The 24,741-nt window shown below is 56.8% G+C and carries 23 protein-coding genes and 1 riboswitch; of the genes, 7 read left to right on the forward strand and 16 right to left on the reverse strand.

The window, feature by feature from the left end:
• Positions 1-176: 176 nt before the first annotated feature.
• Entirely contained in the window at positions 177-1,853 is a 1,677-nt protein-coding gene (rpsA, locus tag GOX61_RS12480) for a 30S ribosomal protein S1 (protein WP_039532111.1), read from the reverse strand.
• Positions 1,854-2,290: 437 nt separating this feature from the next.
• Here rpsA and GOX61_RS12485 point away from each other — a divergent pair, with 437 nt between their 5' ends.
• The gene (locus GOX61_RS12485) at positions 2,291-3,766 is read left to right on the forward strand and encodes a sulfatase-like hydrolase/transferase (RefSeq protein WP_170334130.1); all 1,476 of its coding nucleotides are present in this window, start codon (positions 2,291-2,293) and stop codon (positions 3,764-3,766) included.
• Positions 3,767-3,863: 97 nt separating this feature from the next.
• Here the strand turns inward: GOX61_RS12485 and GOX61_RS12490 are convergent, their stop codons facing one another.
• Positions 3,864-5,549, reverse strand: coding sequence for a tryptophan halogenase family protein (locus tag GOX61_RS12490; protein WP_155148951.1), 1,686 nt, complete (start codon positions 5,547-5,549; stop codon positions 3,864-3,866).
• A gap of 182 nt (positions 5,550-5,731) precedes the next feature.
• Entirely contained in the window at positions 5,732-6,247 is a 516-nt protein-coding gene (locus GOX61_RS12495) for a hypothetical protein (RefSeq protein WP_170334131.1), read from the reverse strand.
• Between the two features lie 217 nt (positions 6,248-6,464).
• Here GOX61_RS12495 and GOX61_RS12500 point away from each other — a divergent pair, with 217 nt between their 5' ends.
• The gene (locus tag GOX61_RS12500) at positions 6,465-6,944 is read left to right on the forward strand and encodes a YHS domain-containing (seleno)protein (protein WP_170334134.1); all 480 of its coding nucleotides are present in this window, start codon (positions 6,465-6,467) and stop codon (positions 6,942-6,944) included.
• On the opposite strand, the gene cmk is transcribed toward GOX61_RS12500, so the two are convergent.
• The 11 genes from cmk to miaB all read right to left on the reverse strand — a co-directional run bounded on the left by cmk (position 6,941) and on the right by miaB (position 18,733).
• Complete coding sequence (gene cmk, locus GOX61_RS12505) at positions 6,941-7,597, reverse strand: (d)CMP kinase (protein ID WP_170334135.1); 657 nt, start codon at positions 7,595-7,597, stop codon at positions 6,941-6,943. The genes GOX61_RS12500 and cmk overlap by 4 nt on opposite strands.
• A 5-nt stretch (positions 7,598-7,602) precedes the next feature.
• Positions 7,603-8,955: a 3-phosphoshikimate 1-carboxyvinyltransferase gene (aroA, locus tag GOX61_RS12510; protein ID WP_170334138.1), complete on the reverse strand. Its 1,353-nt coding sequence runs from the start codon at positions 8,953-8,955 to the stop codon at positions 7,603-7,605.
• 97 nt (positions 8,956-9,052) lie between these two features.
• Positions 9,053-10,126 carry an amidohydrolase family protein gene (locus GOX61_RS12515; RefSeq protein WP_170334140.1) on the reverse strand — a complete coding sequence of 358 codons (1,074 nt, stop codon included), beginning with the start codon at positions 10,124-10,126 and terminating at the stop codon, positions 9,053-9,055.
• A 90-nt stretch (positions 10,127-10,216) separates the two neighbouring features.
• Positions 10,217-10,930 (reverse strand): tRNA (guanosine(46)-N7)-methyltransferase TrmB, encoded by a 714-nt coding sequence (gene trmB, locus GOX61_RS12520; protein ID WP_170334142.1) that lies wholly within the window; start codon positions 10,928-10,930, stop codon positions 10,217-10,219.
• Between the two features lie 114 nt (positions 10,931-11,044).
• A complete protein-coding gene (gene metK, locus GOX61_RS12525; protein WP_170334144.1) occupies positions 11,045-12,226 on the reverse strand; it encodes a methionine adenosyltransferase in 1,182 nt (393 codons plus the stop codon).
• Between the two features lie 5 nt (positions 12,227-12,231).
• Positions 12,232-12,280: riboswitch (SAM-SAH riboswitch) on the reverse strand.
• Between the two features lie 48 nt (positions 12,281-12,328).
• Positions 12,329-13,828 (reverse strand): apolipoprotein N-acyltransferase, encoded by a 1,500-nt coding sequence (gene lnt, locus GOX61_RS12530; RefSeq protein ID WP_170334146.1) that lies wholly within the window; start codon positions 13,826-13,828, stop codon positions 12,329-12,331.
• Positions 13,825-14,712 carry a hemolysin family protein gene (locus GOX61_RS12535; RefSeq protein ID WP_170334148.1) on the reverse strand — a complete coding sequence of 296 codons (888 nt, stop codon included), beginning with the start codon at positions 14,710-14,712 and terminating at the stop codon, positions 13,825-13,827. Before GOX61_RS12535 ends, lnt begins: the two co-directional genes overlap by 4 nt.
• Before the next feature lie 36 nt (positions 14,713-14,748).
• A complete protein-coding gene (gene ybeY / locus GOX61_RS12540; RefSeq protein WP_170334157.1) occupies positions 14,749-15,243 on the reverse strand; it encodes an rRNA maturation RNase YbeY in 495 nt (164 codons plus the stop codon).
• Between the two features lie 45 nt (positions 15,244-15,288).
• The gene (locus tag GOX61_RS12545; RefSeq protein WP_155148930.1) at positions 15,289-16,311 is read right to left on the reverse strand and encodes a PhoH family protein; all 1,023 of its coding nucleotides are present in this window, start codon (positions 16,309-16,311) and stop codon (positions 15,289-15,291) included.
• Between the two features lie 162 nt (positions 16,312-16,473).
• On the reverse strand, positions 16,474-17,238 hold the full coding sequence (locus GOX61_RS12550) for an outer membrane protein (RefSeq protein WP_367646963.1): 765 nt from the start codon (positions 17,236-17,238) through the stop codon (positions 16,474-16,476).
• A gap of 175 nt (positions 17,239-17,413) precedes the next feature.
• Complete coding sequence (gene miaB / locus GOX61_RS12555; RefSeq protein WP_155148928.1) at positions 17,414-18,733, reverse strand: tRNA (N6-isopentenyl adenosine(37)-C2)-methylthiotransferase MiaB; 1,320 nt, start codon at positions 18,731-18,733, stop codon at positions 17,414-17,416.
• A 123-nt stretch (positions 18,734-18,856) separates the two neighbouring features.
• Here miaB and GOX61_RS12560 point away from each other — a divergent pair, with 123 nt between their 5' ends.
• Positions 18,857-19,720 carry a hypothetical protein gene (locus GOX61_RS12560; RefSeq protein ID WP_170334160.1) on the forward strand — a complete coding sequence of 288 codons (864 nt, stop codon included), beginning with the start codon at positions 18,857-18,859 and terminating at the stop codon, positions 19,718-19,720.
• A 6-nt stretch (positions 19,721-19,726) separates the two neighbouring features.
• On the opposite strand, the gene GOX61_RS12565 is transcribed toward GOX61_RS12560, so the two are convergent.
• Positions 19,727-20,524 (reverse strand): phytanoyl-CoA dioxygenase family protein, encoded by a 798-nt coding sequence (locus GOX61_RS12565; RefSeq protein WP_170334162.1) that lies wholly within the window; start codon positions 20,522-20,524, stop codon positions 19,727-19,729.
• 86 nt (positions 20,525-20,610) lie between these two features.
• Between GOX61_RS12565 and GOX61_RS12570 the strand changes: the two genes are divergently transcribed.
• Positions 20,611-21,507, forward strand: coding sequence for a LysR family transcriptional regulator (locus tag GOX61_RS12570; RefSeq protein ID WP_170334164.1), 897 nt, complete (start codon positions 20,611-20,613; stop codon positions 21,505-21,507).
• Here GOX61_RS12570 and irrA read toward each other — a convergent pair whose 3' ends face one another.
• Entirely contained in the window at positions 21,508-21,927 is a 420-nt protein-coding gene (irrA, locus tag GOX61_RS12575; protein ID WP_155148920.1) for an iron response transcriptional regulator IrrA, read from the reverse strand. It lies immediately after the preceding gene.
• 188 nt (positions 21,928-22,115) lie between these two features.
• On the opposite strand from irrA, the gene fabA reads away from it, so the two are divergent.
• The 3 genes from fabA to GOX61_RS12590 are packed head-to-tail and all read left to right on the forward strand — an operon-like array spanning position 22,116 to position 24,700.
• Positions 22,116-22,625: a bifunctional 3-hydroxydecanoyl-ACP dehydratase/trans-2-decenoyl-ACP isomerase gene (gene fabA, locus GOX61_RS12580; protein WP_093964585.1), complete on the forward strand. Its 510-nt coding sequence runs from the start codon at positions 22,116-22,118 to the stop codon at positions 22,623-22,625.
• Positions 22,626-22,673: 48 nt separating this feature from the next.
• Positions 22,674-23,903: a beta-ketoacyl-ACP synthase I gene (gene fabB, locus GOX61_RS12585; RefSeq protein WP_155148918.1), complete on the forward strand. Its 1,230-nt coding sequence runs from the start codon at positions 22,674-22,676 to the stop codon at positions 23,901-23,903.
• A 5-nt stretch (positions 23,904-23,908) separates the two neighbouring features.
• Positions 23,909-24,700, forward strand: a complete 792-nt coding sequence (locus tag GOX61_RS12590) for an enoyl-ACP reductase FabI (protein WP_155148916.1) — start codon at positions 23,909-23,911, stop codon at positions 24,698-24,700.
• Positions 24,701-24,741: the final 41 nt, after the last annotated feature.

Here is a 24,741-nt window from a genome sequence, read left to right on the forward strand (position 1 = left end):
CCGGGTCCCCTTTTTTAGGAAACTTCGATAATTTTTGGGGTTGAACCCCGGTTTGGACACTTAATGCGTGTACATATTCAAATTCAACGCTGGAATTTGGAACACATTGATTCGCAACAAAAACGGCCCCGCACCATGGTGCGAGGCCGTAAATTCACTTTGGGATGTGCCCCGGATTAGTCGCCGGATTTCAGCGCTGCACCCAGGATATCGCCCAGCGACGCGCCCGAGTCGGAGGAACCGTACTGTTCCACGGCCTCTTTCTCTTCGGCGATCTCGCGTGCCTTGATCGACAGGCCCAGACGACGGGTCTTGCTGTCAACGTTGGTGACGCGGACGTCGACCTTGTCACCGACCGAGAAACGCTCGGGGCGCTGTTCGGCACGGTCACGCGACAGGTCCGAACGACGGATGAACGACTTCATGCCTTCGTACTCGACCTCGATGCCGCCGTCTTCAATCGCGGTGACTTCAACGGTGATGACCGAGCCACGCTTCACGCCGCCCACGGCTTCGGCGAACTTGTCACCGCCCAGGGCTTTGATCGACAGCGAGATACGCTCTTTCTCAACGTCAACTTCCGAAACGACGGCCGAAACCATGTCGCCTTTGCGGTAGTTCTGGATCGCATCCTCGCCACGCTCGTCCCAGGACAGGTCCGACAGGTGAACCATGCCGTCGATGTCGCCTTCGAGGCCAATGAACAGACCGAATTCGGTGATGTTCTTGACTTCGCCTTCGACCTCGGTGCCCTCGGGGTGCGTTTCTGCAAACACTTCCCATGGGTTGCGCTGAGTCTGCTTCAGGCCCAGAGACACGCGACGCTTGGCGCCGTCGATTTCCAGAACCATGACGTCGACTTCCTGGCTGGTCGAAACGATCTTGCCGGGGTGAACGTTTTTCTTGGTCCAGGACATCTCGGACACGTGCACCAGACCTTCGACACCGGCTTCCAGCTCGACGAACGCGCCGTAGTCGGTGATGTTGGTGACGCGACCCTGATGGACCGAGCCCAGCGGGTATTTCGCAGCAACCAGATCCCATGGATCTTCCTGCAGCTGCTTCATGCCCAGGCTGATGCGGTGGGTCTCTTTGTTGATCTTGATGACCTGAACCTTGATGGTTTCGCCGATCGTCAGGATCTCGGACGGGTGGTTCACACGGCGCCATGCCATGTCGGTGACGTGCAGCAGGCCGTCAACGCCGCCCAGGTCAACGAATGCACCGTACTCGGTGATGTTCTTGACAACACCCTCGACGGTCTGACCTTCGGACAGGTTGCCGATAACTTCGGCACGCTGTTCGGCACGCGATTCTTCCAGGATTGCGCGACGCGAGACAACGATGTTGCCACGGCGGCGGTCCATTTTCAGAATCTGGAACGGCTGCTTCAGACCCATCAGCGGGCCAGCGTCGCGCACGGGGCGAACATCAACCTGCGAACCGGGCAGGAACGCAACTGCGCCACCCAGATCGACAGTGAAACCACCTTTGACGCGGCCAAAGATTGCACCTTCGACGCGCTGGTCGTCGGCGTATGCTTTTTCCAGACGGTCCCATGCCTCTTCACGGCGGGCCATCTCGCGCGAGATGACGGCTTCGCCACGGGCGTTTTCTGCGGCACGCAGGTAAACTTCGACCTCGTCACCAACAGCGATTTCTGGGGCTTCGCCGGGATTAGCGAATTCTTTCAGATCAACGCGGCCTTCCATTTTGTAGCCTACGTCGATGATGGCTTGGCCGGCTTCGATCGCCAGAACCTTACCTTTGACAACAGAACCCTCTTCGGGTGTGTCCATTTCGAAGCTTTCATTCAGGAGGGCTTCGAATTCCTCCATGGATGCGTTAGCCATGTGGCGTCATTTTCCTTTACAGTACGTTTTTGCTGGCCGAGCGGTTGTCTCCGCCGGTCTTGTTTCATGATGTCTTCAGACGTGACCCGGTGCGCTCCTGAGCAAACAAACACAAAGGGCCGAGGTTACCCGGCCCTGCTCAGAAACGTCATCCGGACGTTGACCGCCCTTGTATCGACAGCGCGCGTATAGGCGGATTCCCCGGCAGGTGCAAGAGCAAAGCCCTGTTATGCAAGGCCCGGGGCACCTTTGGCGCGATCCTGCCGATCAGCCTGATCACCCCTTGGGAGCCCAAATTCGCGCATCCCGCTGAAACTAGGATTGCGCGATCGCGTTCAGGCAGACTGTCCAAACCGGCCGTTTCCGGTGAGGAATGTCGCGTTTCGAAAAGCACAAGGCAGCTGCAAAACGCATCTTTGCCAAAAGCGGAGGACCTTATGAGCCAGCAACCCAACTTTCTTGTGATCATTTCAGACGAACACCGTAAAGACGCCATGGGCTGCGCCGGCCATCCGATTGTCAAAACACCAAATCTGGACGCACTGGCCGCACGGGGCACGATGTTCGAATCCGCCTACACGCCCTCGCCCATGTGCGTCCCCACGCGGGCGGCACTCGCGACGGGTGACTGGGTTCACAAGACAGGAAACTGGGACAGCGCAACGCCCTATACCGGAAAGCCGCGGAGCTGGATGCGCCAGCTGAGGGACGCCGGACGAGAGGTAGTTTCGATCGGAAAGCTGCACTTCCGGTCCGCCGAGGACGACAACGGGTTCTCGCAGGAAATCCTGCCGATGCACGTAGTTGGCGGTGTCGGCTGGGCGGTCGGTCTGCTTCGTGAAAACCCACCTGAATACGATTCGGCGGCAGAACTGGCGGGCGACGTGGGCGTAGGCTCCAGCACATACACCGACTATGATCTGGATATCACTGCGGCATCCGAGGCGTGGCTCGCAGACTCAGCGCGTCAGGATCAGCCATGGGCCGCGTTCGTGTCACTGGTCAGTCCGCACTATCCCCTGACCTGCCCCAAGGAATGGTACGATCTCTATGATCCCGCCAAAATGGATCTGCCAGTCGGCTACGGTGAAGGGCTGCCCAATCATGAGGAGTTGCGCAACATCGCATCGTTCTTCAACTACGACGACTACTTTGATGCGCAGAAGATGCGAGAGGCAAAGGCAGCCTATTACGGCCTGACCTCCCTGATGGATGATTGCGTTGGGCGTATCCTAAAAGCCCTGTCCGATAGTGGTCAGGCAGACAATACCGTTGTGGTCTATGTGTCAGATCATGGGGATATGATGGGCGATCAGGGTTTCTGGACCAAGCAGGTCATGTACGAGGCCAGCGCCGGTGTTCCGATGATCGCGGCTGGCCCGGGCATCCCGGAGGGGCGACGCGTTACGACATGCACCAACCTGACGGACATAGCCGCCACCGCCCGCGATGTCTGCGGCGTAGAAGATGACGATGGAAACGCCAACCAACCCGGCACCTCTCTGGTTGGATTGGCCAACGCGCCGGACAAAGCTGAGCGAACCGGGTTCAGCGAATATCATGATGGCGGATCAAAAACCGGCAGCTTCATGGTGCGATGGGGCAGTTGGAAATACGTATATTACGTAGGCCACCCGCCGCAGTTGTTCGATCTGGCATCTGATCCGCATGAACAGGTCAATCGCGCGCTGGATCGGGTGAATGATCCACAGGTTCAGGCGGCACTGATTGAAGGTGAACGGCGCTTACGCGAAATCTGCGACCCCGAAGAGGTCAACGCCCGCGCCTTTGCTGATCAGCGCAAGAAGATCGAGGAGCTGGGCGGCGAAGAAGCCTGCCGCACTGCATTCGTGTTCAATCACACCCCAACTCCGTCCGAACAGGACAAGCTGCGCGAAGGCCCCGCGCTCTAGCTCAGCTCTTTCAGCCTCTTCTGTGCGGTCCCATGATCAGCGCGCGGTGCAGGCAACACCTGTCACCGCCGCTAAACAAGTGGATCGCAAAGAACCTCTAGAACAATTGCAGATCCTTTTCGCCACTTTGAATTTCTGCAAAGTTGGGCATGTTTTGGATCGCAACAGGTGCCGGTGCTGCGCCCGGCATTGCCACTGTCGGCTGCATTGCGGCCGCCATACCAAAGGCTGGCTGCTCTAGCTCTCCGCGTATATCGCGCAGCAGCGTTTTGTGGTCCGGCATCATTTTGAGTATCTGAGCAAGGTCCGCTTTCGCAGTCTTCATGCCCTGATACCAAATCGGTTTCTTCAACGGCCGCAGACGGTCCCGGATACCGGGACCATAGCCCGTATCATAGACCTGTTTGCCCAGAAGAACCGTCTGATAAACGCGGCTGTCGAAGAGCGTGGCAAACTCGATATCGTGGTCCATGGGCAAACGGTGTTGCCACAGTTCCAGGTTCTCGGCCAACCGGTCTGGCAGTTTCATCTCGGTGCGCGCGTCGATCCAGTATTGGTCATCGGTGCGGTTGCCCAATCGATAATGCAGGCAGATAAACTCCAGAACCTCATTATACAGCTTGTCCATCTGCCGGTTATATCTGTCCCGCAGCGACGGCTCGATATCCCGGGTTGGCAGGTGCTCGGCAAACCAGCGCACCGCGTGATCGATCATATGGATCGCGGTGCTCTCCAGCGGTTCGATAAACCCACCGGACAGACCGACCGCCACACAGTTCTTGACCCAGGCATTGCGCACACGCCCGACGCGCATCGGAATCACGCGCGGCGTCGCACCCTTTCCACTGTCGCCCAGCCATTCAAGGTATTCATCTGCCGCCTGATCATCAGTTCGATGCGCGGATGAGAACACATAGCCTGTGCCCACACGGTTGTAGAGCGGCACCCGCCATGTCCAGCCTGCGCCTAGCGCGGTAGAACGCGTGAGGCTTTCGATCTTATCTGGATCAGGATGCTCGATCTGCAACGCCATGGCGCGATCGTTGGGCAGATAATCCGAGTAGTCCATGAACGGCTCGCCAAGGGCCTGATTGATAATCAGCCCGCGGAACCCGGTGCAATCCACGACCATCTCGATGTCGTGACGACCTTTGCGCTCTAACATCAGATGGCTGACATTGCCCTGCTCATCCAGCTCAACCGCCTGCACTTCATCCTGAATATGCTCCACACCGCGTTTGGTGCAGACCTTGGTGAGCATGCCCGCAAATTTAACAGCGTCCAGATGATAGGCATAACCAAACCGCTGCTCAAACTCAGGCTGGCCAAGCTGGCGTGCGCCTTTGCACATGCGGCCCAGATGATCGTGCGGCGAGATTGATTGTGTAAAATCCCGGTCCCCGTTGCCAAAGCGCAGGAAATACTCGGCGGCCTCCAATCCCTCGACCATCTGGCCGTGGGCAAAGGGGTTCACATAGTCGATGCGATTACCCTTGGGGTCCTTGTTCCAGTTGCAAAATTTCACACCCAGCTTGAAAGACGCGTTGGTCTCGCGGAAAAAGTCTCGCTCTGAAATGCCCGCCTGACGGATAGTGACCGGCATTCGCGGCACCGTAGCCTCGCCGACACCCACTGTAGAGATATTGGGGCTTTCGATCAGGCAGATACGCGGACGATCCTTTTCTGCTGAGGTGCGAGAAAACACCATGTCCAAGATTAGCGCGGTCATCCATCCCGCTGTGCCACCACCAACGATGGTGATCTTGCGCAAACGATTATTCATATTTTTTTGTCCCTGTTGGCTTGAGGGATTTTGTAGCCGCTTGCCCTTTTTTGTTTTTGGGCTTGTAGAGCAGCTTTCCCTTTTAGCTTATGAGAGACTATAGCAGCTTTCCTGCATCCAGCTAGGGCCTGTGACGCAACGGTTTCCGCGCCATCAGAACAGATGCGAAATCCACACGATCCTCAAATTTCCTCGCCTTTCTTCAAGAGGTCTTCAATCAGCTCCCGCTGAAGATCATGGCTGTCACCCCCGCCAAACTCCGCGGCGCCGCCAGAATACAAGGTGCCGTAAGTATTTGCGATATTTACGGTTTGTGCCAACCCTGAGATCAGTTGGTCCTTTTCCAGCGATGACAACGGATGAATATACGTAGCCCACAGAGTTCCGTTTGCGATCGCATAACGCGCATCGAGCGTACTATCGAAATTGGCCTGCATCATGCGCTGAAGGTCCTGGTTCGATAATTCTTCGGCGCTGCGGATCGCAACCATGGCCCGCATTCGATCCGCATTTGTATCGGTAATGACCAACACAGGCACATCCGACACCGTAAACTCAAACCCTGGACCTTGCGGCTGCGCATCCGGATCAAGGGCAAAGATGATCTTACCCAGCCGCTCATAAGTCATCGGTGGCTCAGCCTCTTGTGCGGCAAGCCCTGTGGCCAGAAACATCATTATCAGGACTAGTCGGATCATTGGGTCACTCCTGCAAATTATACCTCGACAATAGGCGGCTGGTTTCACACTGGCCAAACAAAGCTTGGTGAGCGGGATATTCGGCTAATCCCAAACTCTGAACGTTCTGCAATGTTTGCTGTCCTACCTGCGATAACACGTTCAGCCATCTGCCCCTACTTTCGCAATACCGGTCGGAAACGCATCTGACCCAAACCCAAATTGAAAGGAAAACAGAATGAAGTCCCTTGTTTTGACCACGCTTATCGCAACCCTGCCCCTGATTGCCGCCCCCGCTTTTGCTGCAGATGAGATCAACGTCTCGAATGGTATCTCGGCGGGTGGTGCACCGCTGGCGGCACATGGTGTCGATCTGGTTGCGCTGGTTCAGGACGGCAATCCGGTCGAAGGATTTGCCAACCACTCGGCCACATATGACGGTGCATCCTATTACTTCACCTCATCCGAGAACCGCGAGGCATTCGAGGCCAACCCTGCAGCCTATCTTCCGCAGCACGGTGGTTTTTGCTCGTTTGGGGTATCTGTCGGCAAAAAGTTCGACGGGGATCCGGATCAGTATCTTGTTGCCGATGGCAAGCTCTATCTGTTCCTGAACGCTGCAACCCGCGCCAGCTTCCTGGAGGACGTAACCGCCACGGCAAAAACTGCAGATGATCAGTGGTCTAAGATCAAGAGCATCGCTGTGGGCGAACTTTAAATTTTGCCTGCTCTCTGCCCGTGGCGTTGATCCGCTACGGGCAACTTCTTTTGCACAACCGCAATTGCCTGTGCCAAAGCGTCATCAATGCTCAAATCTGAAGTATCCAGTAGAACAGCGTCATCTGCCGCTTTCATAGGGGCCGCGCTTCGCGCGGCATCGCGGGAATCACGCTCCCGCACATCGGCCAATACCTGTTCCCGCGTCACGTCTGCGCCTTTGGCGTTCAGCTCCAGATAGCGACGCTCAGCCCGGACCTCAGGGCTCGCCGTTACGAACAGCTTTACTTCGGCATGCGGGCAGATCACGGTCCCGATGTCCCGACCATCCAGTACAGCACCGCCTGCCCTGCGGGCAAAGGCGCGCTGAAAGTCGACCAGCGCAGACCGAACCTCGGGAATAACCGCAACTTTCGATGCAGCCTGAGCGATATCGGCCGTACGCAGATCACCCTGCTCCAGCTCCTCGGCAGTTAGCGATTGCGCTGCGGTAACCGGGTCAACACCATCCAGCGTGCGTCGCCCAACGGCGCGGTACAACAATCCGGTATCCAGATGTGCCAACCCGAACCGGGCCGCCACCCCTTTGGAAATGGTACCCTTCCCGGCAGCTGCCGGTCCGTCGATCGCGACTGTGAAGCTGGCTGTCGGCATCGGATTTACCGATTGTTCCGGCGCAGCTGAGCGCCAAGACTTGCCATCAAAGGCTCAAATATCGGGAAAGATGTGGCGATAGGGCCTGCATCATCAACCGTAACGCCCTGTTTTGCACCCATCCCCAGAATCATGAAGGACATGGCAATGCGGTGATCGAGAAAGCTCTCGCAAGTGCCGTTACCGGGCACTCCGCCGATACCCAGCCCTTCGACAGACCACCAATCATCACCCTCTTCGACTGTCACGCCATTTGCGCGCAAACCACGCGCCATTGCATCGATCCGGTCGCTTTCCTTGACACGCAGTTCCTTGACACCGCCCATCATCGTGGTTCCGGTGGCATTTGCCGCGATAACCGACAGAACCGGGTATTCATCAATCATCGAGGCCGCTCGTTCCGCCGGAACATTGATGCCCTTCATGTCTGGCGAGTAGCGCGCGCGCAGATCGGCGACAGGCTCGCCACCTTCTTCGCGCTCATTCTCATAGGTCAGATCGGCGCCCATCTCACGCAGGGTTGTGAACAGGCCTGCGCGGGTCGGGTTCAGACCGATCCCCGGCACCAGAACATCCGATCCCGGCGTGATAAGCGCCGCGCAGACCGGGAACGCCGCGCTGGACGGATCACGCGGAACCGCGATGACTTGCGGCTTGAGTTCGGGACGACCAGTCAGGGTGATCACACGCCCCTCATCCGTGTCTTCAACAGTGATCTCTGCACCGAAACCGGCCAGCATACGCTCGGAATGGTCGCGCGTGGCCTCTTTCTCGATCACTACGGTCTGGCCAGGAGCGTTCAGACCCGCCAGCAGCACCGCCGATTTAACCTGAGCCGACGGCACCGGAACCTCATACCGCACCGGGGTTGGGTCAGCAGCACCAACAATGGTCATCGGCAGACGGCCACCCGAACGGCCAACCGCCTGAGTTCCGAACAATGCCAACGGATCGGTGACGCGCGCCATGGGACGTTTGTTCAGGCTGGCGTCGCCCGTGAAGGTTGCATTGATCGGACAAGTCGCCATCGCGCCCATGATTAGTCGAACACCGGTGCCCGAGTTGCCGCAATCGATCACCTGATCAGGCTCGGCAAAGCCGCCGACACCCACACCATGCACGGTCCACTCTCCGCCGCCGTGATCCGTGACTTCAGCCCCAAAAGCCCGCATCGCCTTGGCTGTATCCAGTACATCCTCACCCTCAAGCAGGCCCGAGATTTTCGTCTCACCCACAGCCATGGCGCCAAGGATCAGCGAACGGTGCGATATCGACTTGTCTCCGGGCACCTCAGCTGTACCGGTCAGCGGGCCGCAGGGATGCGAGGTCATCGGGATGGGCGTGCCGTGTCCGGACATGGGGGCTCCTTTTGCGCTATCAGTCCTAGGCCGATTAGCGAATTGGGGCCGCTTGGTCCAGCGGCAATGATATGCACATTGACCGCAACGCGGTTTGTCAGGCCTCTCCCAGCCATTTTGCCGGATTCTCTTCGGCGATCTGCCGGAACACTTCTTCCCCCAGCGCATTCCGCAAACGAATACATACTGCCTTCTCCGACAGCTTTTCCTGACGGGTCATGTAATAATCCGACCCGAACAGAACCCGGGAGCGCAATCTCTCGCTTTCCTCATCATCTCCGGTCAGAAACATTCTCAGGAAAGGCGCATAGTCCTCGAACTGAAACAGCGTGTACGAGATGTCAGTCCAGAGGCCCGGATAATCTCCGCTGCCAATCATACGCCGGATCTCCACTTGCCAGTTCTGGCTGAATGCATCGTCCAGAGGTTCTTCCCGATCCGGGTTGGCATAGGCTTCCCAGTCGCGTTGCCCACCGAAATGCGCAAGACAAATCCTAAGCTTGGGATGAGCCCGCATTACCGGGATAAAGGCCTCGGGCTCTGTGTACCGGTCTGCCCAGTAATCGGACAGATAACGCCCCTGCACTCCACCGCGCGAGCAGTGAGACATGACCGGCAGGTTCATTTCCTCCAGACGAGGATAGACATATTGCATCAATACCGGATCATCCGGGGCAAACCCCAGCCGGGGGTATAGCTTGAGGCCACGAAATTTCAGACCGTCAATTGCGCGCCACACCTCCTTTGCCTGCGGGTCAGCACGTGGGTCAATGGTAGCAAATGGAATAACAGACCCACCGACCTCAGGGTCACCAGCAAGCTTGGCCAACTCGTCATGCTGGGCATTAAGCGGAACCTCTGGTGCGCCGTACCCAAATGCAGACAGCTCCATCGGCAGAACGACAAATCGGGTGTTGCCCGGATAGTGTCGCCGCATGTTGTCGAGAATGTCGCGTTGGCTGTCTTCTGCAGTCTCCTGTTGGAAACGCGACAGCCGATCCAACTTTTCCGCAACGGGATGTTGTCCGATCAGGCGGGCCCCAAATGCCAGCAGCTTTAGAAGCCATGGCATTTTCTTGAAGGGCTTGAGCGCCGGATAAGGATAATCCTCGGGCACATGCCGCCCGTGGAATAAGTGGGTATGGCAATTTGTGATCTGAATATCAGACATGGCAATTCCTGAAAAATACTTGTGCGAAAGAAACGCGCGTGGCGTTCCCAGCCTAGCATAGCGATCAGGATTACAGAAATCTGAAAGGGATCAGCCCTCGGTCCGGCGGAAGGTCAGATAATGAGGTGTCCGCCCTTCGCGCAGAGCCTTTTGCTCATACCGTGTCGAGATCCAGTCATCCCAAGGCTCGCGCCAGTCGGACGGTCGTTCAGCCAGCCATTCAAAGCCTGCGCGCGGAACCTCTTCGAGGGTCTGGCGAACGTAGTCGGGAATATCCGTTGCAACCCGAAAAATCGATCCGGGCTTCAGCACCCGAGCCAGCGGCTCAAGGTGTTCAGGCGTGACAAAGCGGCGGCGGTGGTGCCGCTTTTTAGGCCATGGATCGGGATACAGCAGAAACGCGCGTGAAATGCTGGCGTCTGGCAACACATCGAACAGATCACGCGCATCCCCAGGATGCACCGCCAGATTTTCGACACCCGCCTTGCGGATTTTGCCCAACAGCATGGCCACACCGTTGATGAAAGGTTCAGCGCCAATGATTCCGATGTCCGGGTTCTGCTGCGCCTGATGCACCAGATGTTCGCCCCCACCAAAGCCAATTTCCAGCCAGACGGGTTTGCCACCGAACCGTGCATCCAGATCGATCGGTGTCCGTTCGGGGTTGGTCTCCCAATCCACTGCACCCGGCGAAAGATCGGACAGATCCTCGGACAGATAGGTCTTTTGGCTGGGCTTCAGGGTTTTTCCCTTGAAGCGGCCATAGAAATTCCTGCGGGGGCGTTTTGGGGTCTCGGTGCTCATGGCGGTGGCCTTACTTTGAGACCGGTACCGTTGCAAGAGGCGAGGTCAGGTGAACCATGACGCTCCCGCAACGAAAAACGCGCCCCGGAGGGCGCGCTTTGCAATGTTTGCAGATCAGACTGCTTTTTTCAGGGTGTCGACCAGATCGGTGCGCTCCCAGCTAAAGCCACCATCTGCATCCGGTTCGCGGCCAAAGTGGCCATATGCTGCCGTGCGCTGATAGATCGGCTTGTTCAGCTGCAGATGCTCACGAATGCCACGCGGCGTCAGGTCCATGGCTTCGCTAACTGCCTTTTCAATCTCAGCATTCGCGATCTGACCTGTGCCATGTGCGTCCGCGTAGATCGACAGCGGCTTGGAAACACCAATCGCATAGCTCAGCTGGATGGTGCAGCGCTCGGCCATGCCGGCAGCCACAACGTTCTTGGCCAGATAGCGCGCAGCGTAAGCCGCCGAACGGTCAACCTTGGTCGGGTCTTTACCCGAGAAGGCGCCACCACCATGAGGTGCGGCACCACCGTAGGTATCCACAATGATCTTGCGACCGGTCAAACCGGCATCACCATCAGGGCCGCCAATTACGAATTTTCCCGTCGGGTTCACGTGCCACTCGGTCTCGTCGCTCAGCCAGCCTTCGGGCAGGGATTCAGTGATGTAGGGCTCAACAATCTTGCGGATATCGTCCGATGTCAGGGATTCATCCAAATGCTGCGTCGACAGAACGATCGAGCTTACGCCGACCGGCTTGCCGTCACGATAGATAACCGACAGCTGCGATTTCGCGTCCGGGCCCAGCGCAGGCTCGGTGCCGTTCTTACGCACTTCGGCCAGACGGCGCAGAATCGCGTGCGAGTACTGGATCGGTGCAGGCATCAGTGCAGGTGTTTCGGTCGTCGCATAACCGAACATGATGCCCTGGTCACCAGCGCCTTCGTCTTTATCGCTGGATGCATCAACGCCCTGGGCAATATGCGCAGACTGCTCGTGCAACAGGTTTGTTACTTCAACGGTTTCGTGGTGGAATTTATCCTGCTCGTAACCGATGTCTTTGACACAGGCGCGCGCGATTTCTTCGATACGGCCCATGTAGTCATGCAGCTTTTCCTGATCAGACAGACCTACTTCTCCACCGATGACGACCCGGTTGGTCGTAGCAAAGGTTTCGCACGCCACGCGCGCTTCGGGTTCTTCATTCAGAAATGCGTCGAGTACTGCATCGGAAATACGGTCACAGACCTTATCCGGGTGCCCTTCGGATACGGATTCCGAAGTAAATGTGTAGTTCAGTCTGGACATGAAAGTGCTCCATTGAGATTTCCCTGCCACGTCAGGAAGCCGTTGTGACAGGCGCCCGACGGGATACGCCCAGAAAAACAAAGGGTCAATCGGAAATTAGCCTCAATCCTTCCGGACGTTGCGCACAAGCAGCAGAAACAGGGCGGATAACATCAGAAATACCGGAAAATCGCCCGTTCGGGCATAAATCGTGGGTTTCAGTGGCTGCGGCAATGTCGCGTCCACATACCCAGCCTGATCAAGTGCCAGGGAGTGTGTCACCCGCCCAAGCGGATCAATCATCGCAGATACGCCTGTATTGGCCGAACGCATCATCGGCAGACCCTGCTCGATCGCGCGCATCTGTGCCTGTGCCAGATGTTGATACGGCCCTGACCGCGTTCCAAACCAGGCATCGTTGGTGATTTGCAACAGAAAGTCTGCCCTGTCCGGGGCCGCCAATACATCCTGCGTAAAAACTGCCTCATAGCAGATCAATGGCAACGCCTTACCAAGCTTACCTGCATCCATCAGCGCAGCACCGGGTCCTGCACTGAAGCCATTGCCGGTGGTCGCGGCAAGACCGAAAATCCCAAACCGCGCCATGAGATCGCCGAAGGGCACATATTCACCAAACGGCGCAAGATGATGCTTGTCGTATAGACCGCTTTGCCGCCCGTTCTCATCGAGATAGATCATCGAGTTGTAGATACGCGGACCGTCTCCGCGCTGAATACCCAGAAAGACCGGCGTTCCGTCAGCCGCATGTGCAATAGCGCTGAGATACGGCTGGGCGCTTGCCAACCAGGCGGGAACAGATGTTTCCGGCCAGACGATCAGATCCGGCTGTGGCTCTGCTGCGGTGAACTCAATCTGTCGCGCGAAAAACAGTGGCGCGTAATCCGGATCCCATTTCTGATGTTGCGGCGCATTGGGTTGCACCAGACGCACGGTGTTTTCGGTTTCAACTACAGCCGGGCGGATCGATGCGTAGCCCAGCGCCAGCACAGCAAAGCCAACACTCAGAGCCAAAGGAAGGACCACTGCTCGTGACCCCTTGGGTGCAGACAAGGCAGCCCCCAACGGCAGCGTCGCGGCGAAGGTCAGTGCGGCCAATCCGTAGGGACCGATCAGGGATAACAGCTGCGCGACCAGCGTGTTCACCCAAACCTGCGAGACACCTGCCCACGGAAATCCGGTCAGCACGTAACCTCGCGCGAATTCAGTGATGGATAAAGCTACAGCAAGCAATACACTCTGTCGCACAGCTGAAAACGCTGGCCTTCGCGATATCCAAAAGGCAGGTGCCCAGAACAGGGCCAACCCTCCCGCCATGAAAACAAGGGCGAAAGGTGCCATCCAGGCATGGCGGTCAGCATCGACCTGAAAGGGTTCGATGATCCAGTTCAACGCATGGGCGAAATAACCGGTTGCGAAGAACCATCCAATCCAGGCTGCTCTGGCCCGGGTTTCACTGGCCAGAAACAGTGGGGCAATCAACACCAGTGCAATCAGTGTCGCGCCCCAATAGCCGAATGGGGCCAACCCATAAGCACCAACTGCGCCTAGCAAGGCTGCTAACGCAAGTATCAGCCAAAAGGGCCAGCCTGTGGCAGGGTTCATGCAGCGATATCCGGTAACATGACACGCAGACGCTTGATGCGGCGTGGATCGGCATCGATCACCTCAAATTCGGGTCCTTCAGGATGCAACACAACCTCGCCCCGCGCAGGTACACGACCCGACAACATGAAGACCAGTCCGCCCAGAGTGTCGATCTCTTCTTCATCCACATCTTCGTGGCTGGTCAACGAGCGGCCGATCTCGGCCTCAAAATCCTCAAGCGAGACCCGGGCCTGAACCACATAACAGCCCGGTTTTTCCTGGATCCACAGCTGATCTTCGTCGGCGTCGTGCTCGTCCGCGATTTCACCAACGACCTGTTCAATCAAATCTTCGATCGTCAACAGACCATCGACACCACCGTATTCATCGATCACCAGTGCCATATGGCGGCGTTCGGTCTGCATCTTAGTCAGCAGAACCCCGATGGGCATGGACGGCGGCACAAACAGAAGCGTTCTGAGCATTGATCGCAAATCGAACTCGGACGACCCGCCATTGAAGCCGTGCGTCAGGGCAAAATCCTTGAGGTGCACAAATCCCAAAGGCGTATCCAAGGTACCATCATACACAGGGATCCGGGAAAGACCGCTATCGCGGAACACCTGCGCAAGTTCATCCTTGGCGATTGTCGAGGGAACTGACACGATTTCCGCCGTCGGGATCGCAACGTCTTCAACCCGCATCCGGCGCAGGTTTATCATGCCCCGAGGCTGAGAGCTCACGCTTTCGTGGCCGTTTATCAACCCGGCCTCTTCCTCACCATGCGAGGAGAAGGCATCAATTATTCGAGTAAAAAATCCGCTTTTCTCTTCGGTGTCATTGTTGCCGTTCTCTGGAAGCGCGCTTTGCGCCGCCCTAGAACTGCCGTCTGTATCGCCCATTATCCTGTTCCAACTATTCAGGCAGAATTGCCCACATTACCCATTATATGGGTCATCAATACCCATTTTGCCAAGTATCTCGACCTCGATGCTTTCCATCAAAGTGGCGTCGCGGTCACGAATGTGATCGTAACCAAGCAAATGCAACATTGCGTGAATGATCAAATGGGTCACGTGATCATCCATGGATTTCCCGGCGGCCTCCGCCTCGCGGGCACATGTGTCGTACGAAATTGCGATGTCACCCAAAGCAATTTCCCCTGTAAAATCAGGGCTCGGCAGAGACGGATGCTGCCCCGCTTCCTCTGCGGCCAGATCTTCTGCAGGCCAGCTTAACACATTTGTCGCTGACGGCTTTTCACGGAATTCGGCGTTCAATTCAGCAATTCTGGCGTCATCACACCCCAGCAGGCTGATTTCGCATATGTCGGAATCGATCCCGAACCGTTCCAGAACAGCATCGATCGCCCGCCCGGACAAAAGCTCCAGATCGGTCCAGCGTGCGTCCTCAACGGATAATTCCAGGTTCATGCCACTATATTCCTTGAGGCCCCAACTTATCAGAGGCCCGGCATTCTATCCTGTTTCACGGCCCGCATCGGCCTCATACGCCTCGATGATCGCAGCGACAAGCGGATGACGCACCACATCCTTGGAGGTGAAGTAATTGAAGCTGATATTCGGGATCGTTTTCAGCAACCTCTCGGCATCGGCCAGACCGGATTGAACCCCACGAGGCAGATCCACCTGAGACCGGTCGCCTGTAATGACCATCCGGCTCCCCTCGCCCAGACGGGTCAGGAACATCTTCATTTGCATCGTGGTGGCGTTTTGTGCTTCGTCCAGCACGACAAAGGCATTTGCCAGCGTCCGTCCCCGCATGAAGGCCAGCGGCGCGATTTCGATTCGCTTCTCTTCAATCAGCTTGGCAAGCTGTTTGCCCGGCAGGAAGTCGTTCAAGGCATCGTATAGCGGCTGCATGTACGGATCGACCTTGTCCTTCATGTCACCCGGAAGGTAGCCCAGCTTTTCTCCGGCCTCGACCGCCGGACGGCTGAGGATGATCCGGTCAACATGACCCCCTATGAACATCGACACACCAACAGCGACTGCCAGATAGGTCTTACCGGTGCCCGCTGGTCCAATGCCAAAGGCCAGTTCATTGTTGAACAGAGACTGAACATAAGCCTTTTGAGCGTCCGTACGCGGCTCGACCAGCTTTTTACGGGTCTTGATCTCGACCGTGCCGCCCTTGAACATTTCGAGCTGGTCACCATCACGCGAACCTGTTCCAACCTCGGAATTGCCCATCCGCAATTCCCGGTCGACATCGGCGGCTTCAACGTCGCGGCCACCTTCCAGCCGAGTGTATAGCGCCTGCAACACCTCAATGGCCTGTTTCTGGGCATCCTCTTCGCCCATGATGACAAGCTGATTGCCACGCCTCACGATCTGAACCGAAAGCTTCTGCTCAATATCAGTCAGATTGCGGTCATACTCGCCGCACAGATCTATCAGCAACCGATTGTCAGGAAATTCTACAAGCGCCTCGCGTTGGGGCATCTCATCTTGCGGTGGGGTAAGGGCACCGATGGCCAATCCGTTCTCCTGTCTTGGCGTTTCACCTCAAGCGTGACAACAAAACCGGGTCGGCGCAAGCCGCAGTTTCTAAAAATTTACACCTTATGATAAAACCGCCAATGGCACGCAAAAATCCGCCTTGGAACAAGGCGATTTAAGGCCGAAGAACCTCGTGGTGGATTAAAACTTGTAGTTCAGGCCAACCCGCAGGCCGCTGTATTTTGGCGTAGACTTCGTTGAGAATCCCGAACCGAAAACCACATCTTTCGACTCGAACTGGACATACTCGTACTCACCGGTGATCGACCAGCTGTCATTCAACTGGTGCTCGGCTCCGATACTGGCAGACAACCCGTTGCGGCGTCCTTTATCCTCAAAGGCCCGGGTTGCCCCCCCGCTGGTGGTGCTGTTCGTCGTCGCGACCTCACCCTGCACCAGACCAAATGACACGAAGTACAAAACGCTTCCACTCTTGTTTGTCAGGCCATTCCGAAATTTGAGCGACAGCACATCCGATATCTCAGACCCGCCCGTGACAGTCGTAGTACCGATCTGTCTTGAAACCGTATCTTCCAACGAGCCAAAATCATACCCAAGCTCAAAACCGTAGACATAGTCGCGACCGCCCGTTGCTGGCACGACACCGCGCCATCCTCCACGAATGCCACCGTAGGTCCCGGAAGGCTTGAGGTTTCCGACATCGAAGGTACCACCGCCGGTTCTCAACCCGAACCGATCAGTTCCACCAAATCCGTAACCCGCATTCAGACCAAGATAAAACGCACTGACATCATCAGAATATCGTTCAGGGCCAACAACCACTGGGTCCGAGACAGGAGTTGTCAAATCACCGGCAACCGTCGCGCCAGCAAACGAGACGGTCAAGGCCGCCCCGAACAAAACTTGCTTGCCCTTCGGCCTCAAAGCCTTCGCAAAGATTGCCACTCGTACCCTCCATCACAAACAAACACCCGGTCACGACGACCCGCCCGCATTGTGCGCTGACGCCGCCCCGGAAAAAAGTTAACTATTCTCGGAACATGGTTCCAAGCAACAAATCAAGGGTAAAAATTGGAAACAAACACCATGTATGGTGTCTAAAGCGAGAATAACTACAAGCTTACAGCAGCTCGCCAGCAAGGGAATTGGCACCGGATGCCGTGATCATGACATCCCTCAACTCGCCCTTGGCAATTTCCCCGCCCGAGACGTGAACCGCATGAAGATATTCGGATTTCCCGACCATCTGGCCAGGTAAGCGGCCCGGCTTTTCAAACAGAACACTGACTTTCTTGCCAACCATGGAATCCTGAATCTCACGCTGGTGGCGCGTAATCATTGCCTGAAGCCGCTGCAGACGGTCATCTGCCGCTTCTTGGTCCACCTGTGGCCGTTCTGCCGCAGGCGTTCCCGGGCGGGTAGAGTACTTGAAAGAATAGGCATAACCGTATCTGACCTCTTCCACGAGATCCAAGGTCGCCTGAAAGTCCTCTTCGGTTTCCTCCGGGAAGCCGACAATGAAATCACCCGACATCAGGATATCCGGACGCGCTTCGCGAATGCGTTCAATCAATCGCAGATAGCTTTCGGCGGTGTGGCTGCGGTTCATGCGCTTCAGAATCTTGTCTGATCCCGACTGCACAGGCAGATGCAGGTAAGGCATGAGCTTATCGCAGGTCGCGTGCGCCTCAATCAGATCATCGGCCATGTCATTGGGATGCGAAGTGGTAAAGCGGATGCGCTCGAGCCCATCAACTTTGTTCAGCTCCCAGATCAGACCGGCCAGCGTCATGTCCCCATTTGGACCTGCGCCGTGATAGGCGTTCACATTCTGCCCCAGCAGCGTGATTTCCCGCACGCCGCGTTCAACCAGTTCATTTGCTTCGCGCAGGATACGATCTGCCGGACGGCTGACTTCCGCCCCACGCGTATAAGGCACCACACAGAACGCGCAGAACTTATCGCAACCTTCCTGAACCGTCAGAAATGCGGTGGGGCCGCGCTTAGCCTTGGGGCGGCCCTTGAGTTTCTCGAACTTGTCCTCTTCGGGAAAATCCGTATCCAGTGCCTTTTCACCCGCGCGCGTCTTCGCTTCCATCTCGGGCAGGCGGTGATAGCTTTGCGGTCCGACAACCAGATCAACCATCGGCTGACGGCGCATGATTTCCTGGCCTTCTGCCTGCGCAACACAGCCAGCGACACCGATCTTCAGATCAGGATTTTCAGCTTTCAGCCCCTTAAAGCGCCCCAGCTCAGAATAGATTTTTTCGGCAGCTTTTTCGCGAATATGGCAGGTGTTCAGCAGGATCATGTCCGCGTCGTCAGGGCTTTTGGTCTCGACATAACCCTGACCGCCCAGCGCTTCGGCCATACGCTCGCTGTCATAGACATTCATCTGACAGCCATAGGTCTTGATAAACAGCTTTTTCGGTTCGGACATGGAACGGGCCTTTGCATTCGCTGGGTCGGCGTCGTCTATACCCTTAGAACGCCGCTTGCAATGCTGGCGCAATTACCCGAATTTGGCCGGAAATTCCAGCAAGGTCCAAACACAATACAAGCGATGCAGTACGAATCCCTCGACCACTTTCTGAAAACCGGCCAAAGCGCCTTGGCCAAGGGACCAATCGCACTGGTGTTTGTCGAGGACGACGTAGAACTGGACAATACGCTACGACATCACATCGATCTCGGTTTCAAATCAGTGATCACCTTCATGCCTTTGGATTTCAAACTGTCCGAGGAAGTGACAGAGCAAATTCACCGGGTCACACTGACTTGCGCGCCCAGATCAGTCGTCTTCGAGATCATCAACCAGATCATTCAGGCCGCTCCCGGTGTCTGGATGTACTACTGCTATAACGCCGAGTATCTCTACTTTCCCTTCTGCGAGACACGCAGCGTCGGTGAGATGCTGGCCTTTCACACTGAAGAACGCCGCAATGCGATGCTCAGCCACGTCATCGATCTTTATGCTGACGACCTCACGACACACCCCAACGGTGTGGATGTCGATCACGCGATGCTGGACGGCACCGGCTACTATGCTCACGCCCGGCATGATGCGAGAGGGCAACTGCTGGAGCGCCAGTTGGACATGTCAGGCGGCCTGCGCTGGCGGTTCGAGGATCACATTCCCTATGAGCGGCGGCGCATCGACCGGATCGCGTTGTTCAAGGCAAAGAAGGGCCTCACCCTGCTACCGGATCACACGTTCAATGAACCGGAATACAACACCTATTCCTGCCCCTGGCACCATAACCTGACCGCAGCAATCTGTTCGTTCCGCGCAGCCAAGGCGCTGAAAAGCAATGCGGGATCGACCTTTGATATCCCCAGCTTCCGCTGGCGCAATTCCGTTCCGTTCCAGTGGAATTCGCGCCAGCTGATGGATTTGGGTCTGATCGAACCCGGCCAGTGGTTCTGATCAGCCTCAGCGCTGCAACAAAATCGGGAACCAGTCTTCGCGCAGACGCTGACCCGGCTGCATGTCATGGCCCGGATAAGGGGGCGATGTGCGGCCCGGACGTTCCACGTATCGCGCATCATCACCAACAAGCCGCAGCGAGAACGCTCTGCGTCGGCTGTCAGACTGATTGCCGCGCGCGCCATGCAATGTCTTGTAGTTGAAGGCTACCGCATCGCCGGGTTCCATTTCGAACTCCACGACTTTCATACCTTCGGCGTCAGGATCCGGAACAGGAATGTACTGACCCTCATCCGCAAAGAACCCTTCCTCAGACACCCACCGTGTCGGCAGGACCTCCTTTTCCCAGCGATGTGAGCCCGCAACGCAGCGCAGAGTGGCCTTCTTTACAGCATCAAGCGGAGACCAGAAGCTGATCGTTTGTTGCCCTTCGACAAAATAGTAAGGGCCGTCCTGATGCCACGGCGTGGCCATCGACGTCCCGGGTTCCTTGACCAGCACATGATCATGGAACATCTGGACGGACTGCGACTTCATGAGGTCTGCAGCCACTTCGGCAGCCGGCGAGGTTTCAATGACCTCTTTGAATTGCGGAATTCGCGACCAGTTGCAGTAATCATCAAAGAAACGACCGGTCTCACCCTCTTTCTTGTTTTCAGATGCATAAGGCCCGGGCTCGGCCATGTTGGCGGCGACGCCGTCGCGCAACGCTTCAACATGATCAGCGAACAGGCCTTTGACCAAGACAACGCCGTCTGTCTGGTAGGTGTCGATCATCTCTTGGGAAACAAGGGGGTGGGTCATGATGGTCTCCTTGGATAGCTCGACCCGATCTGCGCATGTTTGTGACCACTGTTCAAATCATATCTTTCAAACTAACTATTAACTTCATGTTATATATCTCACTGCGGCAATACGAATATGTGTGCGCCATTGGCCGCCACGGCAGCCTGTCTTCAGCGGCGCAACACCTGAACGTGTCACAGCCTGCTCTGTCCAATGCACTTACCCGTGTCGAATCACATCTGGGGTACCCGTTGTTCTCACGCAGGCGTGGGGCGGCGATGGCGCTGACACCACAGGGACGAAAGTTCATTGAAGAGGCCGAAGCCCTGCTGAACAGCGCCGCCTTGCTGGAAGATTCGAAGCAACCGGTGACGGGTGCCAGCCGATTGAGGCTTGGGTGTTTCGTGGATCTGGCGCCATTTCTTTTGGCCAAAGCCCTCCACACACTCCGCGACACGCTCCCCGATGTTGTTGTGACTCATGGCGTCGAGAGTTTCGAAGGCCTGATCACCGGTCTGACCGACGGTCAGTTTGATTTGGCGGTCACCTATGATCTGGGAATGGATGCCGGTTTTACACGCCAAAGACTGTTCAGTAGCGGTCCGCGCGCACTTGTGGCACCAGATCATCCTCTGGCAGCGTCACACCAGACATCACTCACAGAACTCGAAGCATATCCGCTGATCCTGTCCAAAGAAGGATTGTCCGCCCAGCACGTACTTGGACTGTTCCGGAGCCGCGGCCTGAACCCCACCGTTTCTCACCGGGCAGAATCGCTTGAAATTCAACGCAGTCTGGCCGCTCACGGCGAAGGGATCGGCATCAGCTATGCCAGCCCGGATAGTGAGTTCAGTTATGATCACATGCCCTTGGTCAGCCTGCCCATTGCCGACCCCGATGCGACCGAAGCCGTCGTTCTGGCCCGCCACGGCACCGGGCCCACCGACTCGCTTATTGCAGCAGCCGAGCGGTCGCTCATCGAATGTTTGCGAACTGAGTAGTTACGGCTTTTTGCGCAGGCGGATCACCACATCAACCGAAGCGATCTCGACCCCTTCGGGTGCTTCGGGCAAACGCTGGATGACCAGTTGATCAGACGGTGCATCGCTCAGGCGGCTTTCGTCTTCCCAGAAGAAATGCGGGTGATCGTGTGTGTTGGTATCAAAATAGCTTTTTGATCCGTCAACGGTGATTTCCTGCAACACTCCGGCGTCACAGAACGCGCGCAGTGTGTTGTAAACAGTCGCCAGCGATACCGCGTCGCCGTTTTTCTTGGCCGACTCGAACAGGCTTTCGGCGGTTACATGGCGATGACGTCCGTCGCCAACCAGCAACTCCGCCAGGGCAACCCTCTGACGTGTGGGACGCAATCCTGCATCAACCAACCAATTTGTAGCGATGTTCCGGCTCTGAGGCGTCATGAATCCGATACCCGTTTTTGCTGACCATATATATAAGTGCGGTCTGATGGGAATTTCAAATGAAATTCATTCGCAAAGAATGCACTACGTGCGACACGATGTTGTCCGCTGCTCTTGCAGGACCTTGCATACGGGTGCTAGACGAGGCCAGATTGAATAAACGGACCCCTGGCAGGAGAGGCGGCAGAATGGCCCAATTCCCGAGCAGCTTTGACAAGGACGATCTGCTGAAATGCGCCCGTGGCGAATTATTCGGCCCCGGCAACGCACAATTGCCTGCCCCGCCGATGCTGATGATGGACCGGATCACCGATATCTCGGGTGATGGCGGCGCGCATGGCAAAGGTCATGTTGTGGCCGAGTTCGACATCACACCTGACCTGTGGTTCTTTGACTGCCACTTCCCCGGCAACCCGATCATGCCCGGATGCCTCGGCCTGGATGGCCTGTGGCAGCTGACAGGCTTTAACCTGGGCTGGCGCGGCTGGCAGGGTCGTGGATACGCACTGGGTGTAGGCGAGGTCAAACTGACCGGAATGGTGCGCCCCGACCGCAAGATGCTGACCTATTATGTAGATTTCACAAAGGCTGTGCAGACACGCCGCCTGACCATGGGTGTGGCGGATGGTCGGGTCGAAGCCGATGGTGAAGTGATCTATCAGGTCAAAGACATGAAGGTTGCATTGTCCGAGAGCTGACCCCAACTGACGGACAAGCAACAGGGAACGGAACACAGGAGTACGCTTATGCGTCGCGTCGTCGTCACCGGTCTGGGGGTAGTCTCCTCCATCGGGAACAATGCCGAAGAGGTCCTCGCCTCGCTCAAAGCAGGCAAATCCGGCATCGAGGCCAATGAGCAGATGGTTGAACATGGCTTCCGCAGCCAGATCGCCGGCTCGCTCAAGATCGACGTCACGGAACATGTGGACAAGCGCACCTTGCGTTTCATGGGCCCCGGTGCGGCCTATGCCCATATCGCCATGAGCCAGGCGATTGCCGACGCAGGTTTGACCGAAGATCAGGTTGTGAATCCACGTACCGGTCTGGTCGCTGGATCCGGCGGCCCGTCGACCAGCGCGATGCTGACCGCACATCAGACAGTTCTGAAAAACGGTGCGACCAAGCGCATCGGCCCCTTTGCCGTGCCGAAATGCATGTGCTCGACCATTTCCGCCAACTTGGCGACCGCGTTCAAGATCAAGGGTATCAACTACTCGATCACATCGGCCTGCTCGACTTCGCTGCACTGCATCGGCAACGCCGCCGAGCAGATCATGCTGGGCAAGCAGGACGTCATGTTCGCGGGCGGCGGTGAGGAACTGGACTGGACGTTGTCCTGCCTGTTCGACGCCATGGGCGCTATGTCTTCGAAATACAATGACACGCCGGATAAGGCCTCACGCGCGTTCGACCAGAACCGTGATGGCTTTGTCATCTCTGGCGGCGGCGGCATCGTCGTTCTGGAAGATCTGGATCACGCGTTGGCACGCGGCGCAAAAATCTATGCCGAAGTCACCGGCTATGCCGCTACTTCGGATGGCCATGACATGGTGGCCCCGTCCGGTGAAGGTGGTGAGCGCGCGATGCGTCTGGCGCTTTCGACCGTTCCCGAAGGACGTAAGGTTGGCTACATCAACGCGCACGGCACTTCGACACCAGTCGGGGACGTGGGTGAGGTCGAAGCTGTTCGCCGCATCTTTGGCGAAGGTAATGTCCCTCCGATTTCTTCAACAAAATCAATGACAGGGCACGCACAGGGCGCGGCGGGCGCGCTTGAGGCGATCTTCTGCCTGCTCATGCTGGACAACGATTTTATTACTCCGTCGATCAACGTCGACACACTTGCCGAAGGCATCCTGCCCGGTGAAATTGCAACTCAAGTAGTTGAAAACGCAGGCTTGGACAGTGTCATGACCAATAGCTTCGGCTTTGGCGGCACGAACGGATCCATGGTTCTGTCAAAGTATAACGGGTGAAAATGATGTCGGATCTTCTAAAGGGTAAACGCGGCCTGATCATGGGCGTGGCCAATGACCGCTCAATTGCATGGGGCATCGCCAAGGCCATGCACGAGGCCGGCGCTGAACTGGCATTCACCTATCAGGGCGAGGCATTCGGCAAGCGGCTGGAACCGCTGGCCCAAAGCCTTGGCAGCGACTTTATGGTTGATGCGGATGTCACTGACGACGAATCCCTGGACCGCGCATTTGGTGAACTGGCCGAGCGCTGGCCAACCATCGACTTTGTCGTGCACGCCATCGCCTATTCGGACAAGTCCGAACTAACCGGACGGTTCCTGAACACCACCCGTGCCAACTTCAAACATTCCATGGATGTTTCGGCTTATTCGTTCATCGAAGTGGCCCGCCGCGCCTATCCGATGATGAAGGAAAATGGCGGCACGCTGCTGACCCTGACCTATCAGGGGTCAAACCGGGTTGTTCCGAACTACAACGTCATGGGCGTCGCCAAAGCCGCACTGGAATCGGCAACCCGTTATCTGGCCAACGATCTTGGCCCCGAAGGTATCCGCGTAAACGCGATCTCGCCCGGCCCGATGAAGACATTAGCCGGTGCTGCGATCGGTGGCGCGCGCAAGACCTACAAGTTCTGCGATCAGAACGCTCCGATGCGCTCAAACGCAACGCTCGAAGCCGTCGGTGGCACCGCCGTTTATCTGACTTCGGACGCTGGCGCCTGCACCTCGGGCGAAATCATTCGCGTCGATGGCGGCTTCCACGTTTTGGGCATGCCTCAGCCCGATTCTATGTGACCATATCTTTCCCTGTCGCCGCCAAGATTTGACCATCTTTC

The organism is Ruegeria arenilitoris (assembly GCF_013030265.1).
Classification (GTDB): Bacteria; Pseudomonadota; Alphaproteobacteria; order Rhodobacterales; family Rhodobacteraceae; genus Ruegeria; species Ruegeria arenilitoris_E.